This window comes from Pygmaiobacter massiliensis, from assembly GCF_900199435.1.
GTDB classification, from domain to species: Bacteria; Bacillota; Clostridia; order Oscillospirales; family Ruminococcaceae; genus Pygmaiobacter; species Pygmaiobacter massiliensis.
The window spans coordinates 584,729-601,035 of the sequence record NZ_OAML01000003.1 but is presented as its reverse complement, the minus strand read 5'-3'; the positions used below and the strand labels follow the sequence as shown (position 1 = coordinate 601,035).

Annotated in this window: 12 protein-coding genes; 1 reads left to right on the top strand and 11 read right to left on the bottom strand. The window is 48.2% G+C overall.

Features of this window, described 5'->3' with window-relative positions:
• Window positions 1-368: 368 nt before the first annotated feature.
• The 6 genes from C1A11_RS07450 to C1A11_RS07420 form a co-directional block, all read right to left on the bottom strand.
• Window positions 369-1,187, bottom strand: coding sequence for a Cof-type HAD-IIB family hydrolase (locus C1A11_RS07450; protein ID WP_102049854.1), 819 nt, complete (start codon window positions 1,185-1,187; stop codon window positions 369-371).
• A gap of 23 nt (window positions 1,188-1,210) precedes the next feature.
• Window positions 1,211-2,344, bottom strand: coding sequence for an N-acetylglucosamine-6-phosphate deacetylase (gene nagA / locus C1A11_RS07445; RefSeq protein ID WP_102049853.1), 1,134 nt, complete (start codon window positions 2,342-2,344; stop codon window positions 1,211-1,213).
• A gap of 303 nt (window positions 2,345-2,647) precedes the next feature.
• Entirely contained in the window at window positions 2,648-3,778 is a 1,131-nt protein-coding gene (locus C1A11_RS07435; protein WP_102051033.1) for a DUF362 domain-containing protein, read from the bottom strand.
• A gap of 162 nt (window positions 3,779-3,940) precedes the next feature.
• A complete protein-coding gene (locus C1A11_RS07430) occupies window positions 3,941-5,569 on the bottom strand; it encodes an MBL fold metallo-hydrolase RNA specificity domain-containing protein (protein WP_102049851.1) in 1,629 nt (542 codons plus the stop codon).
• Window positions 5,570-6,072: 503 nt separating this feature from the next.
• Window positions 6,073-7,158 (bottom strand): LCP family protein, encoded by a 1,086-nt coding sequence (locus C1A11_RS07425; RefSeq protein WP_180950281.1) that lies wholly within the window; start codon window positions 7,156-7,158, stop codon window positions 6,073-6,075.
• Between the two features lie 164 nt (window positions 7,159-7,322).
• Entirely contained in the window at window positions 7,323-8,750 is a 1,428-nt protein-coding gene (locus C1A11_RS07420) for a spore germination protein (RefSeq protein ID WP_102049849.1), read from the bottom strand.
• Between the two features lie 244 nt (window positions 8,751-8,994).
• Between C1A11_RS07420 and C1A11_RS07415 the strand changes: the two genes are divergently transcribed.
• Window positions 8,995-9,300, top strand: a complete 306-nt coding sequence (locus C1A11_RS07415; RefSeq protein ID WP_102049848.1) for a DUF1540 domain-containing protein — start codon at window positions 8,995-8,997, stop codon at window positions 9,298-9,300.
• A 195-nt stretch (window positions 9,301-9,495) separates the two neighbouring features.
• On the opposite strand, the gene C1A11_RS07410 is transcribed toward C1A11_RS07415, so the two are convergent.
• The 5 genes from C1A11_RS07410 to C1A11_RS07390 form a co-directional block, all read right to left on the bottom strand.
• Window positions 9,496-12,033, bottom strand: a complete 2,538-nt coding sequence (locus tag C1A11_RS07410) for an ABC transporter permease (RefSeq protein WP_102049847.1) — start codon at window positions 12,031-12,033, stop codon at window positions 9,496-9,498.
• Window positions 12,030-12,707 (bottom strand): ABC transporter ATP-binding protein, encoded by a 678-nt coding sequence (locus C1A11_RS07405; protein WP_102049846.1) that lies wholly within the window; start codon window positions 12,705-12,707, stop codon window positions 12,030-12,032. The genes C1A11_RS07410 and C1A11_RS07405 overlap by 4 nt, the downstream gene beginning before the upstream one ends.
• 115 nt (window positions 12,708-12,822) lie before the next feature.
• Window positions 12,823-13,743, bottom strand: coding sequence for a sensor histidine kinase (locus C1A11_RS07400; RefSeq protein WP_102049845.1), 921 nt, complete (start codon window positions 13,741-13,743; stop codon window positions 12,823-12,825).
• A gap of 1 nt (window position 13,744) precedes the next feature.
• A complete protein-coding gene (locus C1A11_RS07395; RefSeq protein WP_102049844.1) occupies window positions 13,745-14,422 on the bottom strand; it encodes a response regulator transcription factor in 678 nt (225 codons plus the stop codon).
• Window positions 14,423-14,743: 321 nt separating this feature from the next.
• Window positions 14,744-16,171, bottom strand: coding sequence for an NCS2 family permease (locus C1A11_RS07390; protein ID WP_102049843.1), 1,428 nt, complete (start codon window positions 16,169-16,171; stop codon window positions 14,744-14,746).
• Window positions 16,172-16,307: the final 136 nt, after the last annotated feature.

Below are 16,307 nucleotides of genomic sequence, written 5' to 3'. Positions count from 1 at the left end.
CCTGCTTGTCCGCCAAAACACCAGCGAACACCCTCCCACCGGGCAGAACGGGGGGATCTTTTGCTTTTGTACTTCGATGTACTAAAATGTAAAAGATTTGTTCTATTATACTGTATTTTTATTAATGATTTCAAGAGAAATGCCGGAACTTTGTTATGTGAAATTCACAATTTTTCTATATGTGCTTATTTAAAGGACAACAAAACCACGAAACCTGCTGCCTTTTTGACAGCAGGTTTCGAAATTCTGTAATTATTTTGTAATATTTATTTTTCCAAGGTGCTTTTTGAGGGTACTGTTTTAGTCTTATACAAGCCAAATTTGGGCTCTTGTCCCGCTTTCGCTTTCTGCCATAAGCCTCATAAATATTATAACTTAAAAATTTCTTCCAGCACCTCTGCAACACCATCTTGATCTACACTAAGTGTCACGCGGTCGGCAGCAGCTTTGGCAGCCGGGCGTGCATTGCCCATGGCCACACCCAATCCTGCGGCCCGCAGCATCGGTACATCATTATTCCCATCGCCTATTGCGATGGTTTCTTCTAAGCGGATGCCGAGAGTATGAAGCAACTTTTCAGCAGTGCGTGCCTTGTCGAGGTCTTTTCGGTATACATCATAGCTGCCGGGATGAAATTGGACAAACGACAGATTTGCATCCATCGGAAAATTTGTTCCCTTAGGCACCCCGTGCAGCACTGCGCCGTAAGGCATACTGCGGTAATGCCGTACACGATCTTCTCCGTTGCGCACAAATCCGGGGCCTTGCTTTGGTTCCGGATCAACCGGCGAATCCTCAGCGGCAAGATGTGCAAGCTTCTGGCAGAGCTCATCATAGCCGTAGTACATATAATAAGCATCTTCAAACGTATACCCAAGCACTATCTCCTGCTGCCGGGCCAGCGCATCCAATGCATCCATTTCCTGCTGTCCCAGTCGCTTTTCGTGCATTGGGCGTTTATCGGCATCCAATGTCAGGCTGCCGTTGACGCAGATATAATAATCTGCCGTAAAATTGCCCAAAAGCGCTGGGGTCAGCACAAACCCGCTGCGCCCGGTTGCGACAATCACTTTAACTCCGGTGCGGCGCAGCTGCTCGACGCAGCGCACTACCCGATCTGCCACTCCTGTGCGACCAATCGGCACCAGCGTTCCGTCAATATCCAGTAAAACCGCTTTGTAAGTCATGGTTGCCTCTTTCTATATCAAACTTAAACGATTCGTTTGCCGCCAATAAGGACAGCTTTGACCGAGAGATCCTGCGCGAGAATCAACAGATCCGCACGCTTGCCCTCCGAGCAGCTGCCGATTTCTTTTTCCAGCCCGACCGATTTGGCCGGATTAATGGTTGCGGCTTTCGCGGCCATCTCGATGGGAACACCAAAGTGTACCGCACGGCGGAAGCATTCCACCAGGTCTGTGGCGCTGCCGGCAATGGTTCCATCTGCAAGTGTTGCCTTTCCATCGGTCATTGATACCTTTTGCCCGCCAAGTGTGTATTCGCCGTTGGGTTTGCCGGTGGCGCGCATCGCATCACTAATCAGACAAACACGGTCGGCACCGAAAATTTGAAACACAGTGCGCACCATTGCCGGGTGAATATGGATGCCGTCCGAAATCAGCTCTACATAATCGGCATCTTCCAGTGCGGCCCCTACAACGCCGGGGTCGCGGTGTGCAAACGGAGGCATTGCATTAAACAGATGGGTGACATGGTTTGCACCGGCGGCAAAGCCCTCTTTCGTTTCTTCATAGGTTGCCGTAGTATGTGCAATTGAAACTGCACATTGTTTTGCTGCTCGAGAGATAAACTCTACCGCACCAGGCAGTTCCGGCGCAATATCGCAGAGCCGAATGTTGTTTTTACTGCGTTCCATCAGTCGTTCAAACATCTCGAAATCCGGGTCAATAATGTAACGCTCTGCCTGCGCACCTTTTTTAGATTTCGCAAAAAACGGACCTTCCATATTAATGCCGCGCAGGACAGCCCCGCCCTCTTCTTGATTAAAATGAGGTAGCGCGTCGTCGATGATGTGATTTAAAATTTCTTCTGAAAAAGCCATCGTGGTGCCTAAAAAGCTCGTGACACCTTTTTTGCCAAGATAGTTTGAAATGGTGCTGATATGGTCCGACGTGTCATCACAAAAGTCGGCACCATCCGCACCGTGGATATGAACATCCACAAAACCCGGCAGCACATAGCAGCCAGCGGCATCCAGCACTTCTTCTTCGTTTGAATCAAAGCCGGACGGGGCAATGCGTGTAATGCGATCTCCGCTGACTATCAAGTCATGGGGCTCAAAAAAGCACCCTTGAGTATAAAGGTTTCCGTTTTTGATCTGCATAAAAATCCAACCTTTCTTCTATTCTATTGCCGTCAGACACAGGGCTTGCCGACAATTTTAATATCTGCCTTTTCGAAAAATTTTTTATCGCTAAAAACGAAACTGCAGAAAACAGCAAAAACGCCCCCTGCACTTCCACTTCTCATGGTAGCACAAGGGGCGTGTAGGTGCAAGAAAAGCCATGCCGCGCACGGCATCGGTGAAGAAAATGCACAAGATTTTACAAAGAGCGCAATAAATGCGATATTCGCTTTCACTTGATATTGCGTCGCCTTTGAAGTGCAAACGCCAAGCGGTTGCTGCTTATTTTACGCTGACCAGCTCGTACTGACGGGTGCCAAGGCCAAGCGTTTCTGCGTGGCTCAGCTGTACTTCCCAATCAGTTTCGGGGTTGGTATTCTTAAAGTGGTCGCCCTGGTCCACAAACTCAGCGGTATCCATCAAATCGCCAAGCCGCGAGGCACGCACAGCAGGCATCGCATTGGCTGCATCTGCACAGGCCTGATCCAGTGCGACAGGGTCAAAGCTTGCGAACATACCCACATCCGGAATAATCGGGGCATCATTTTCAGCGTGGCAATCGCAGAACGGCGAAACATCCATCACCAAGCTGATGTGGAATGCCGGGCGTCCGTCCACCACCGCTTTGGTGTACTCTGCCATTTTTTTGTTGAGGTCGGCATTGGCAGAGCCATTTGCGTTGTGAATCGCGTCAAAGTTGCAAGCACCAAGGCAGCGGCCGCAACCAACACACTTATTGTGGTCAATGCGCGCTTTGCCATCGGTACCGTCAAACGAGATTGCGCTATGGGCGCAAATTTTCGCACAGGCGTGACACTTGCGGCATTTGCGCTCTTTCACTTCCGGCTTGCCAGAAGAATGCTGTGCCATTTTACCGGCGCGGGAACCACAGCCCATGCCCACATTTTTGATACAGCCACCAAAACCGGTCGATTCATGCCCTTTAAAGTGGGTTAGGCTGATAAAGATATCTGCGTCCATAACAGCACGGCCAATCAGTGCCGTTTTGCAAAGTTCGCCGCCCTCTACCGGCACTTCCACGTCGTCTGTGCCTTTCAACCCGTCTGCAATAATTACATTGCAGCCGGTAGAAAACGGACTGAAGCCGTTGAGATAAGCAGTATCAATATGTTCCAGTGCATGTTTACGGCCACCTACATAAAGCGTATTGCAATCGGTCAAAAAGGGACGCCCGCCCAAAGATTTGACCACATCCGCCACGACTTTTGCATAGTTCGGGCGCAAAAAAGACAAGTTGCCGGGCTCGCCAAAATGAATTTTGATTGCAACAAATTTATCCTCAAAATCAATATTATCAATGCCCGCAGTGCGAATCAATTTTTCCAGCTTTTTCAGCAGGTTGGTGCCCGGGCGGGCACGAAAGTCTGTAAAATAAACTTTAGATGTTTCCATTTTATAAATCCCCTCTTTGGAGCAGACAGGCATGGCTCGTAAACCTTTGCAGCTGTCTGCCACTTTTCTGGCCGCTTTTCTCTTTCGGCACGCCGCAATTCCTAGTTACCTAATAGAGATTCTTTGTTTATTTTACAACAAAACCACAAAAAAGTGCAAGGGCTATCCGTGTGTGCTGCGCAGCAGGTCGTCAACAGCTTTAGAGAGTGCCTCGATTTTCTTACGCGGCAGCTTCATCCCGCTTTGGTCCAGCTCACGCAGCGCTTCGATAAGGTTGGTGAGGCTGTAACGAGGCGCGTCCACAAGCGAAGTTGCCTGACGTTTCGGCTGAGGCTCTGCTTGCTCGGGGGCTTCCACAACCGGCTCTGCAGTATGCACCAGCATAACCTGCTCTGCCAGCAAATCTGTCTGGTCGCCAATCTCCGGTACCAAAGAGGTGAAGTCCAGCTCTTTTTCAATATATTCTGCAAATTCGGTGGCGGCCAATGCCTCACCGTGGATCACAAAGGTCATCTTGGGCTTTGTTGTAAAGCCTGACAACCAGCGCAGCAAGCCATTGCGGTCCGCATGAGCCGAGAGTCCATCCACGTTTTCAATTTTCGCATGCACCGCAACCGAATCGCCAAGAATCGTGACTTCTTTTTCACCCTCCAGCAACCGGCGTCCCAGCGTACCTTCTGCCTGATAGCCAACAACAACAACGGTGTTGTGCTCGTTCCACAGGTTGTATTTTAAGTGATGGCGAATACGGCCTGCATCGCACATGCCAGATGCGGAAATGATGATGCAGCTGCCTTTATATGCGTTGATTGCTTTAGAATCATCGCTGCTGATCGAGAGCTGCAACTGCTTAAAATTGATGACGTCCCCGCCTTTGCGAACAATTTTCATTGCAGCTTCATCATAATAATCATCTACATATTTGCTAAACAGTGCGGTTGCTTCGGCAGCCAGCGGGCTATCCAGAAAAACCGGGCAATGCTCATACCCGGCAAACTGGCCGGATTCGTACAGCTCGCGCAAGTAATAAAGAAGCTCCTGCGTACGGCCCACAGCAAACGCCGGAATAATCACCTTGCCGCCTTGCTCAAATGTTTCTCTAATTACGCGGCCAAGCTGCTCTTTGGCATCGTTTGCCGCGGGGTGAAGACGGCTGCCATAGGTGGATTCCACCAGCAGATAATCCGCCTCGCGCACCGGCTGCGGGTCTTTCAGAATCGGCTGGTTCAAGTTGCCCAGGTCGCCGGAAAAGACAATCTTTTTGGTTATGCCGTTTTCAGTTGCCCACAGCTCTACCGATGCAGAACCCAGAATATGCCCCGCATCATTAAAGCGGACGGTAAACTCCGGCGAAATGACTTTGGTGTCACCATACTCGACCGGCACAAACTGTTTCATCGTCAGGGCAACGTCTTCGGCGGTATAAAGAGGCTCTACCGATGGCTCACCGCGGCGTTCCCTCTTTTTGTTTTTCCACTCGGTATCCATTTTCATGATATGGGCGGAATCTGCCATTAAAATAGAGGCCAAATCCATAGAGGCCGGTGTTGCAAAAACCGGTCCATGAAAGCCTTGTTTTACGATCATGGGCAAATGGCCGGTATGGTCTACGTGTGCATGGGTAATGATGGCGTAATCCACCTCGCCTGCCGGGAAAGGCAAAGGCTGGATCAGCTTGGCATCCTTACCTTGAAACATGCCATAGTCTACGATGAGGCGTTTTCCTGCACATTCCAGCAGGTATGCAGAACCGGTAACGGTATGTGCTGCGCCGAGAAATGTAAGTTGCATCAAAAGTTCCCCCTTTGTTGTTTCGGCACTTTGCTTGTCCGTTCAACATCTGCAACGCTTTTCGTAAAGAAAAGAATGCACCGCTGCCGGCTGCCAATAAAAGTGCCGCTTAAAACAAAAGCACCGGTACCTGCGGGCGAGGCCCGCACTGGGGCATCCGGTGCTTTTTTCCATTGTACTGCGTTTTTTGTTGTTTAGCAAGTAAATTCCCGCCTTCATGCCTGACGCCTGCTGGTTTAAAAAGCCCTGCGGTGCGCAATGAAGAGCGCCTTTAAGAAATGCTTTCGACGCTTTCTTCCGGCTTATCGCGATTACTCACTTTCGCGGCATACATCGTAATGAAAAAACAGAGAATTGACACAAAAACAGGCATTTCCTTTGCTTTTATATACTTTAGATAAATTACCCGCCGCAGGGCGATTGTATGCACTGCTCTGTTGGCATTTCTTCGTGCGCGGCATAAAAAAAACGAGCTTTGCGGAAAAAGCAAAGCTCGCTCATATTTATTCTGTGGGGATATTCAAATCTCCCATGCTCTGGTACTCGCCTGGAATTTCGCCATACGCGTACACCAGCCCGGTCGGCAAACCCAGCTCAGCGGCAGGCACCGGGTCACTGTATGGCCGGAAATGGTCGTTTAACAGTGGCGCAAGCGCTTCTGCATTAACGCCATACATACCGGAGTGTCCATTGGTTTTCCCAAGGCCACCACCCGGGCAGCGAGTAAAGCCAATGTTAGCGCTGTCCATTTTTTGCAGTGCCGACGCCAGGCTAATCAGTTCGCTCACCTTATAATCGGTATTAAAGTAGTTGATAAAGCCCGGTGCAACTTTAATAATGTCCGACATCGGGAAAGTTTTCATCGTGCGGAACACTGCTGCAAAGAAATATTGCTGCGCCTGCAGACGCTTAATATCTCCCTGCGCATATCCCTTGCGGGAACGCACGATAATTTCCGCCTGGCTGCCATTAATAAGCTGGTCACCCTCGGGGATAACCCCAAGCTGATTCCCATTTTCATCAAAGTAGGGCACATCCCAGGGCACATACATCTGGATGCCGCCCAATACGTTGATTATTTCACGGAAATGCTGCATATCAATCGTCACGTAATGATCTACGGGCAGCTTGAACTGGCTGTTGATTACTTTTGCAAGGTTAGAGATGCGGTTCTGCGTATCCGCACCGTGCGAATAGACCGCGTTGATTTTACCGGTGCCGCCGGTCGGCACCTCTTCACCCACATAGGTGTCACGCGGAATCTGCAAGATCGACATGGAACCGGCTTTTCGGTCATAGCAAACCAGCATAATCAGGTCTGTCCGCCCCACGCCGCTGCGGGAGGGGTCTTCCTCGTCATCATCAATACCACAAACCAAAATATACTCGACGTCTTTGGCTTTGGTGGTTTCGGTGGTTTCCACTTCCGGGGTCAGCTTGCCGGCTTCCCCCTCATTCAGAGAAAGCTCAAAATAAAGATAAACCCCACCTGCAATGAGTGCAAGCACCAGTAAAATGCTGACAAGGATAACAGCTGTTTTTTTGCCAGTAGACCATTTTTTCTTTGGCAGTTTAGAGTAGTTATCCAATCTACCACACTCCTTCATAAAAATGAGCAAGTCGTGCCGATTTTACGGCTGGCTTGACTTTGTACAATATTCCCTATATTGGGAAAAACGCGTACTCATTATACTCTACTGCAAGCCGAGTTGCAACTTGTCGAATGTTGTCGTATTTTACAGTGCTTCCCCATTTACTTTTTATTGTCCTGCACCGCCTTCGGCAGGCTGATGCGGAACAATCGCCGGAACAGCTCTCGTCCGTTGAACGGAATGAGCGGATACAAATAGCTTTCGTTAGAAAGGGTGCGTGTCAAAAGCATCGTGAGGAATGCAAAAATCAAACCGCCAGCATAGCCCCATACACCAAACACCCCTGTGGCAAGCAGCAGAATTACACGCAAAAATTTGAGGGCATAACCCAGTTCGTAGCTGGCCTGTGAGTAGTTGGCAATTGCAACAAATGCCATATAAAGCATGGTTTCGGAGTTAAACCAGCCGGATTTTACCGTAAAGTCGCCCAGCACGATACCGGCGATTACGCTGAGAGGAGTGCTTAGCATACTTGGGGTATTCAAGGCGGCAAGCTTCATGCCGTCAATTGCGAACTCCAGCAGAAGCAGCTGCACCAAAATCGGTACATTAATGGTATCTGTAATTTTGGTAAACTCCAGCGCTGGGGGCAGCCACTCGGGATATTTTAAAAACAGCAGCCAGGTAGGGGTAAGCAGCAGAGCTGCGATATTGATTGCTAATCGAGAGAGCCGCAAATAGGTGCCCGTTACGGGTGGCAGATAGTAGTCGTCGGCTTCTTCGGTGATTTCAAACAGGGTGGTCGGCAAAACCATGGCAGAAGGAGAGTTGTCTACCAACAGCACAATGCTGCCCTCTAAAATAGCAGAGGCTGCGGTATCTGGCCGCTCTGTATATTTAAATTTCGGAAATGGGTTAATCCAGTTGCCGCGGTAAAGGGTTTCGGCAAGGCTTTCGGTATTCATGGTAAGCGCATCGACCTTTATTTCGGAAAGCAAGCGGCGAATTTTCGCGAGAAATTTTTCATCCACACGGTCTTTCATATAGGAAATAACAACATCGGTGTGCGAGCTTTTCCCCACCGCGGTAATCTCCATAATCAAGTCCGGGTGCCGAATGCGCCGGCGAATCATCGCGGTGTTGAAAACGATGGTTTCTACAAAACCATCTTTGGAACCGCGCAGTACTTTATCTTTATCTGGCTCTTCAATGCCGCGTGCAGGGTAGGTACGAAAGTCCACCGCAATGGCTTCAGCATAACCGTCCACCAGTAAAACCGGAACACCAGAAAGCAACATGGGGACGATTTGCGGCAAGTCTTTTAAAACATCTACCTCCCCATATGGCACTAAAAACTCTGAAAATTGCTGTACCTGTGCGGGTACATCCTCCGGTTTTAATTTCAGAAAGCTTTCCATGATTTTCTCGAGGATTTCGTCCTTGTTAAGGCCATCAATCACATAAAAGCAGGCCTGCTTATCTGCAATCATAAAAGTCCGCTCAATTAAATCAAAGTTTTCTTTTACATGCAGCAGTTTATCCAGCATTTTCTGATTTTCTGACAGTCGCTGCGAAAGCTTTGCTTCCATAGATACACTCCCATCCCTCTAACGGCACCTTTGCACGCTTAATACGGTTAGCATTTTCTCAAACTGCCAAAATATGCAAAGGCTTTGCCGAGAAAGGCTTGTGGTATGCTCGTATCTGAGTTTAAGCGGTGTTTTTCAGGCACTTATTTCGCTTTTTTGCTTTGTGAAAACGGCGCTTTTGCATGCATACCTCTTACCATCGAGGGAATACTTAAGACATCACTAACAGGAAGGAGATTTTTCTATGCCCAGACTTTCTTGCAGTGCCTGCGAATGCGGTCACAACTCCGAAGGCTATTGCTGCCTTGATGCAGTCAACGTTTCTGGCGGCGCATCCAAAGAAAACACTTGCTGCGCCAGCTTTACCATCAACTCGGGTGCATCTAACTGCTGCAGTACCCCTTCTGCACAAACTGCGGTCACCTGCCGCGCCAACGACTGTGTGCATAACGAAAACTGCACCTGCCACGCAGATTCTGTTTCTATCTGCACCTGTGGTTCCGGCTGCACCTGCAAAGATACCGAGTGCGATACCTTCAAGAAAAAATAGCACCCAGTGTTTTGCAGCATACCGAATAAATACAGCAAAAAACCATGGCACAAGGCTTTGCCCCTGTGCCATGGTTTTTTATTTGTATTTGCATTTTTAAGCTTTTATCCTATGACACCAGTAGTCAATTTTGCTTTTTCACCTATATCGGATCCAACTTTCAATAGGCAGCAGACAAACGCTTGCAGTTTGGCATTATTCCGCTTCCCGCAATCGCTCCACAATACTTTGATGGTCTGTCGCCCTGTAAACCACAAGCGGAACAGCAATGCCAAGCACCAACAACACCGGCACAGCAGCCAGTAATGGCCACAATACCAAGTGATAGGTTAAAAACCACATTTGGCTGCAAATAGCCTGCACGATAATAAGCGAACCGAGCCAGCCAAACACCAGCGAACACAAAGCCGAAAACCCGGCGTAATACAGCCCTTCGCAGCACAGCATTTTTTTCAGCTGCTTGCGTGTCATGCCGATGCTTTGCAACATCGCAAACTCTTTTTTACGTGCAACGATGCTGGTAAGCACTGCATTGATAAAATTCAAAATTCCAATCATGCCAATAATACCGCCCAGCGCACCGCCGACCATTAACACGGTGTTGCGCATCCCAGAAAAGGCTGCCATCGTTGTCCCCTTAGAATCGTAATTCATCATCGGTTCTATCTCTGTAGTGTACTGTTTTAAAAAGGCTTCCACAGCTGGCTCATTGTTGTCTTTTACATTAAACACATAACTCATCACCGCAGGGGTATCTACTATCGTTTGATAAACCGATGCCGGGAGATAAAAAGTATAGTCCCAACTGCTGCGGTCACTGTTGGTATATGTTTTAATGGCCACATGGCCTAGCACAGTATACTTATGCTCTGTGTAATCACGGTTTTCTGCATCCGCTGGATTTGTAGCGCGCCAATTGTAGAGGTTAACCGTGTCCCCCACTTTATATTTTGCAGTTTCGGGTATAACTCTGCCATTATCATCCAAGTGAATGCCTTCTAAAATATAATTGCCGCTGAGCAGTTTTTCCATATCTATTTCACCATCTATTAATTCAAGACGCTGCATAGGCAGTTGCTCAAGCCCAAATACAGCACCGTAAAAATTGCCGGATTCATCTCGATTAAACGTTTGGCTGTTGTTTGGGTCTTTGGCAAAAAACAAATTTTCACGCCCGCCGTAAAGTCGGCCTCCTTCTTCAAATCCTTCTAAACTTTTTATGGCCTCAATCATCTGCTCTGAAGTCTCATTTTCCACACCGTTAAAGTCATTATTAAAATAGTCTGCATGAGCAATCAAAAAATCAGTGTCCGTAAATTTCGAAAGAAATTTATCCATATCAATGCTGCCAGAAAGGGTTACCACGGTGTTTAGTAAAATCAAACTGAGTGACAGGCTGATAACAACCAGCACAGTACGTTTTTTATTGCGCCCCAAGTTAGACAAAGCTATCCGGCCCATTTTGGCGCCGTTGGTGCTCTTTTTGTGTTTTTGTTTTGGCTGGTCACATTCGGTATAGCGCACCGCTTCAATCGGCGATACTTTGCCCGCCATTTTGCCCGGTTTTAGAGTGCTAATCAGCACTGTCCCCAGGGCAAACAGCGCAGAGCCCATAAAAATAGCCGGGTGGGGTGAAACAGAAATTGCGCTGCCCGCATAACTGCTATTATTCATCAGCAGCGGAACCAAAGCCTTGCCCGAAAAAAAACCAAGAAAAAGCCCTATGGGAATGCCGATTGCTGATAAAATCAACGCTTGCCTGCGAATCATGCTGCGAATTTGCCCAGCAGTGGTGCCAATGGTTTTGAGTAGCCCGTAAAAACGAATATCCCGCACAATAGAGATTTGAAAGATATTATAAATAATCAAATATCCCGTAAAGATAATGAGCAGCAAACCGCATCCCAGCCCTAAAATCGTGCCTGCGTCCATGCCAAAATTGGTGGAAAGATAAGCCCAATTTATATTGCTGTCTAGATAATTCGGATCTGTTTCTATCGGCGAAAATTCACTTTCCGCCATCAGTTGATCCAGCTTTGCCTGCAGGTTCAGGCTATTCGGGAACATGACATACGCGTTAATCGCGCCGGTCATCGACAAATCCTTATAATAAGTGCATTGCAGCTCTTCGCTGTGCGCCTCTACATAAGCGCGGGAGGCGAAAATCTGTCCTACGTTAAAAGCCGGGTCGCTGGTCCACCATCCGCACAGCGTAAACTCGCGAGTAACCATTTCTCCCCGAATATTGAGCTGCAGACTCACCTTTGCCCCAAGCTGCTGCGGAACGCCAAGCAGCTGCAAGGTTTGTGAGTCCACCATTATCTCGTTTTCCGTTTGGGGTGCGCGCCCTACCTCTGGCTTAATATAGCTCAGTTTCAGACCAACCTCATCGTTATACCAAAACTCAGCGTGGCGTTTTAAAAGTTCTGGATTTTCCACACTGTCACAAAGTGCCATGTCAAACGCGATTTCTTTGATGCGGGAATTATCTTTCACCGCATCAAACTGCTCTTTTGTCATATATTTCAGCACCGCATGGCCATCACCGCCTGCCTGCCGCATGGTTGCCTGTTGCAGACTTTCTACCGTGCCCATGCCCAATGTGAAAAGGCTGGTAAACAAAATTGTAGTTAAAACAATAGCCAACACCGCAATATAATTGCGCGCTTTATTGGCACCAAAGCTGCGGCGAGAAAGGTTTGAAATTGCTTTTTTATTGTTCACCTTAATCATGCCTTGTCACCACCCACAATTTTGCCATCTTCAATGCGGATGATGCGATCTGCCAGCTGCGCGATTTCTTCGTTATGCGTAATCATAACAATCGTCTGGCTGAATTTCTGGCTGGTGACCTTTAATAAGCTCAGCACATCTTGGCTGGTTTTGCTGTCCAGGTTGCCTGTGGGCTCGTCTGCTAATATAATCGCTGGTTTAGATGCTAACGCCCGCGCGATTGCCACCCGCTGTTGCTGCCCGCCCGAAAGATTATTGGGCAGGCTTTGCAGCTTACTTTCGAGTCCCAATGTAGCAATGATGTTATTAATATAAGTATCATCGGGCACATTGCCATCTAACTGAATCGGCAGCACTACGTTTTCGTAAACATTCAGCACCGGAACAAGGTTGTAGTTTTGGAATACAAACCCGATTTTGCGGCGGCGAAAAACTGTAAGTTCCTCGTCTTTCAGCGAAAAAATGTTTTTCCCGTCCACTGTCACACTGCCCTCAGTGGGCCGGTCCAGCCCGCCAAGCATATGCAGCAGAGTAGATTTTCCGCTGCCGGACATACCCACAATTGCCACAAATTCGCCTTTTTCCACCGTAAAATCCACACCGTCGAGTGCATGCACCGCAGTTTCACCGGTGCCGTATATCTTTTTCAGGCTTTTGGTCTGTAATATATTCATGTCAGGTTCCTCCAAAAAGAAAGTGTGTGTTGCATCTCCACAACACACACTTTATCACAAGAATCTTTCTACAATCTTTCAGAGCCGCTTTTAAATCTAACAGTCTTGAAAGATTTTATCTGGCAATGGGAAGAAACACAGAAAAGCAGGTGCCTCCTCCGACCTTTGAATTCACTTTAATATAACCGCCCTCGTCTGCAATAATCTGTCGCGCCAAATACAGCCCAATCCCCACTCCTTCACTTTCACTAACCGCCGGAGAACGATAAAACCGTGCAAACACCTTTGCTTGCTCTTCTTCCGGTATGCCAATGCCGGTATCTTTGATATCAATGCGGCAAAAAAGGCTATACACGGTGGTGGCAATTTGAATAGTACCGCCGCACGGCGTGTACTTTACCGCATTATCGAGAATGTTGTAAATTGCCTCGGCTGTCCACTTGGTGTCAAAGCAGGCGTCTGCCGCGGTAGCATTATTACACGCTAAATGCAATTGCTTTTCACCTGCTTTGGGTGCCACCTGGGCCAAAACGGTATCCAGCATGGGCTGCACTGCCGACTGTTTCGGGTGCAGTTCAATCACCCCTGTTTCCAGCCGTGAGGTTTTTACGAGCGAGCCAATCAAAAAGCTCAGTTTTTCGGCCTGCGTATTCAGCGCCGTTACACAGGGCAGACTTTCTTGCGGCAAGTCTTGTTCACCCAAAAGCTGCGCGTACAGCAAAATGTTTGAAAGCGGTGTCTTGGTCTGATGAGAAATATCAGCAATCAGCTCTTTGATTTTCTTTTTCTCTTCTGCAAGGTTTCTTGCAGATACTGATGATGCAGATAAATAGTGCGCAAATTTGGTTTCTACCGAGGAAAGCAAGCTTTCATCAAATATGGTTTCGTCAAAAGTTCCATCCATAGCTGCGGTTAGCATCGCATCCAGATGGTCTAGAACGCGCTTTTCATTTATGCGGCTGCGCATTGTTGTAAATACTGCAAAAGCGACCGAAAGCATTGCAATGGCCAAAATCAGAATATTGAATTCGTTCATTTTATTCCACCGCCCAAGTATAGCCGATGCCGTAGACTGTTTTAATGTATCGTGGCTTAGCGGTATCATCGCCCAGCTTGTTGCGCAGACGTTTTACCGTAACGGATAGGGCGTTCTCATCTACATACTCTGCGCTATCTGTCCAGATGCGATCTACCAGCATGCTGCGCTCTAAAGTACGTCCTCGGTTTTCCACCAGTAATCTCAGCAGCTTTTGTTCCGTTTTACTCAACTCGATGGCCGTATTCTCTTTGCAAAATAGCATCGCATCGAAATCGAAAGCAAATCCGCTCTGCTGGAAATAGCTCGCGTTAGCACTTCCTTGTTTTCTAAGCTGAGCGTTTACCCGCGCTCTAAGAATCGCAAGGCTAAACGGCTTGGTCACATAATCGTCCGCGCCCATCTCTAGCCCAGCTACAATATCTGTTTCTGTATCATTTGCCGTTAGCACGATAATCGGTGTAGAGGAAGTTTCCCGTATCTCTTTCAGCAGCGTCAAACCATTGCCGTCGGGCAGGTTCACATCTAAAATCACAAGCTGCACGCAATGTGCAACAAAGCATTCCCTCGCCTGTTGCAGCGAAGCACACTGCACCAGCTCGGTCTGCTCGTCCCGTAGTGCCATAACAATGCCGTTGCTCAGCGCAATATCATCTTCCACCAACAAAATACGGTTCACTAAATCACCTGCTCTTCAAAATACGGAGGTTTTATATATCCATCTCGTGGCTTTTGCTGATTCTTTATAAAAATCAGCCTGTCAGCTCTGCAATCGGTTTTTGAAAACCAACTATAGAAAATAGTACCCCAGCTGACGCAAATCTTCAAGGTTTAATTCGCAGGCTCTTAAGTTGGCTTTTGGCTTACACACAAAGCCGCTTTTAACATTCGGTTTGCAGACAATAAAAAACAGGCTTCGGCAAAGGATTTATTTTATCCTTTGTCGAAGCCTTGTTTTCTCTATATTGCAATATTTTGTTTGAACCGTAGTGGTTTCACATTAAACCACAAGGAAGAATTTCAACAGGAACAATGCGGAAATGATATAGGTAAGGGGCGAAACCTCTTTGGCGCGGCCCGTAAATACCTTAATGACCATATACGAAATCAATCCAAGGCCGATACCGTGGCCGATAGAGCCGGAAATCGGCATGGAAATCAGCATCAGGCCAACAGGCAGACTTTGGCTGATGTCGTCAAAATCAATCTTTTTCAAGCCGCTCAGCATCAGCAAACCTACATAAATCAGAGCAGAAGAGGTAGCCGCCGCAGGAATAATCGCAGCCACAGGAGCGATAAACATGCAGGCGAGGAACAGCCCGCCTGTAACCAGCGCCGTCAGTCCGGTACGTCCGCCCGCTTCTACACCAGAGGCGGATTCTACAAAGGTTGTGACGGTAGAGGTGCCTGTCATAGCGCCAGCTACTGTGCCAATCGCATCTGAAAGCAACGCTTCTTTCATCTGGGGCATGCTGCCGTTTTCATCCAGCAAGCCTGCGCGGGAAGCAGTGCCCACAAAAGTGCCGATGGTATCGAACATATCAATCATGCAGAAAGTGATAATCAGCGTGATTACCGTAAACCAGCCGATTTCCATCAGATGAGAAAAATTGAACTTAAACAGTGTAGTAGCTGCCATATCGCCAAAAGCGGGCATAAAGGAGGCAGTTGCCAACGAGGCAAAGGGATTGGTGCCGAGGAAAATAGCTTCGCCGCCCCAATACAGAACCGAGGCCGACAGCATACCAAAAAGCACAGCGCCTTTTACGCCGTTGTGAGCCAGCACAACAATAACAAACAGGCCAATAAACATGGTAACCACAGATAGCACCATAGCGGTGTAGCCGGAGCCCATAGTGTCTTTCGCTACGCTGGGGGTCAGTGCGCCAAAAAAGTCGCGCATGACATAGAAGGGGCCACCAGTCTCAGAGTAAACGCCAGCATTGGACCCCACGCCGATGTTGAGTAGCATTAAGCCAATTGCCGGGCTGATGCCGAGGCGCACGCCCATAGGAATAGCGGACACAATCTTTTCGCGGATGTTGAGAATCGACAAAATAACAAATACAATGCCTTCCACCAAGATAATGCAGAGCGCCGCCTGAAAGGATTCGAGGTAGGTCAGGCCGGTGAGGCCAACGATGTTGGCAACAACGGTAGCAAAGAAGCTATTGAGTCCCATGCCGGGAGCAAGTGCAAACGGTTTATTCGCCAAAAAAGCCATAGCAATCATGCCCACTGCGGAAGCAATGCAGGTGGCAAGGAACACGCCGTTCCAAAGCGCAGGGCCGCCTTCCGCGCCAAAGCCAGTCAGCAGATTGGGATTTAATGCAATGATATACGCCATCGTCATAAAGGTGGTGAGCCCGGCAACCACTTCTGTGCGCACTGTGGTACCATGCTCTTTCAGTTTAAATAATTTTTCCATAAAATCTCCTCTCACAAAGCAAAAGCCCGTTCCGGGCAGACTGCACTACCTGCCTGTCAATCACTTGTTCCTCTGGGCGGTTAAAACTTTAGCGCCTTGAGAAAGAACAAACGTGCACAGACGTAATAATTATAAC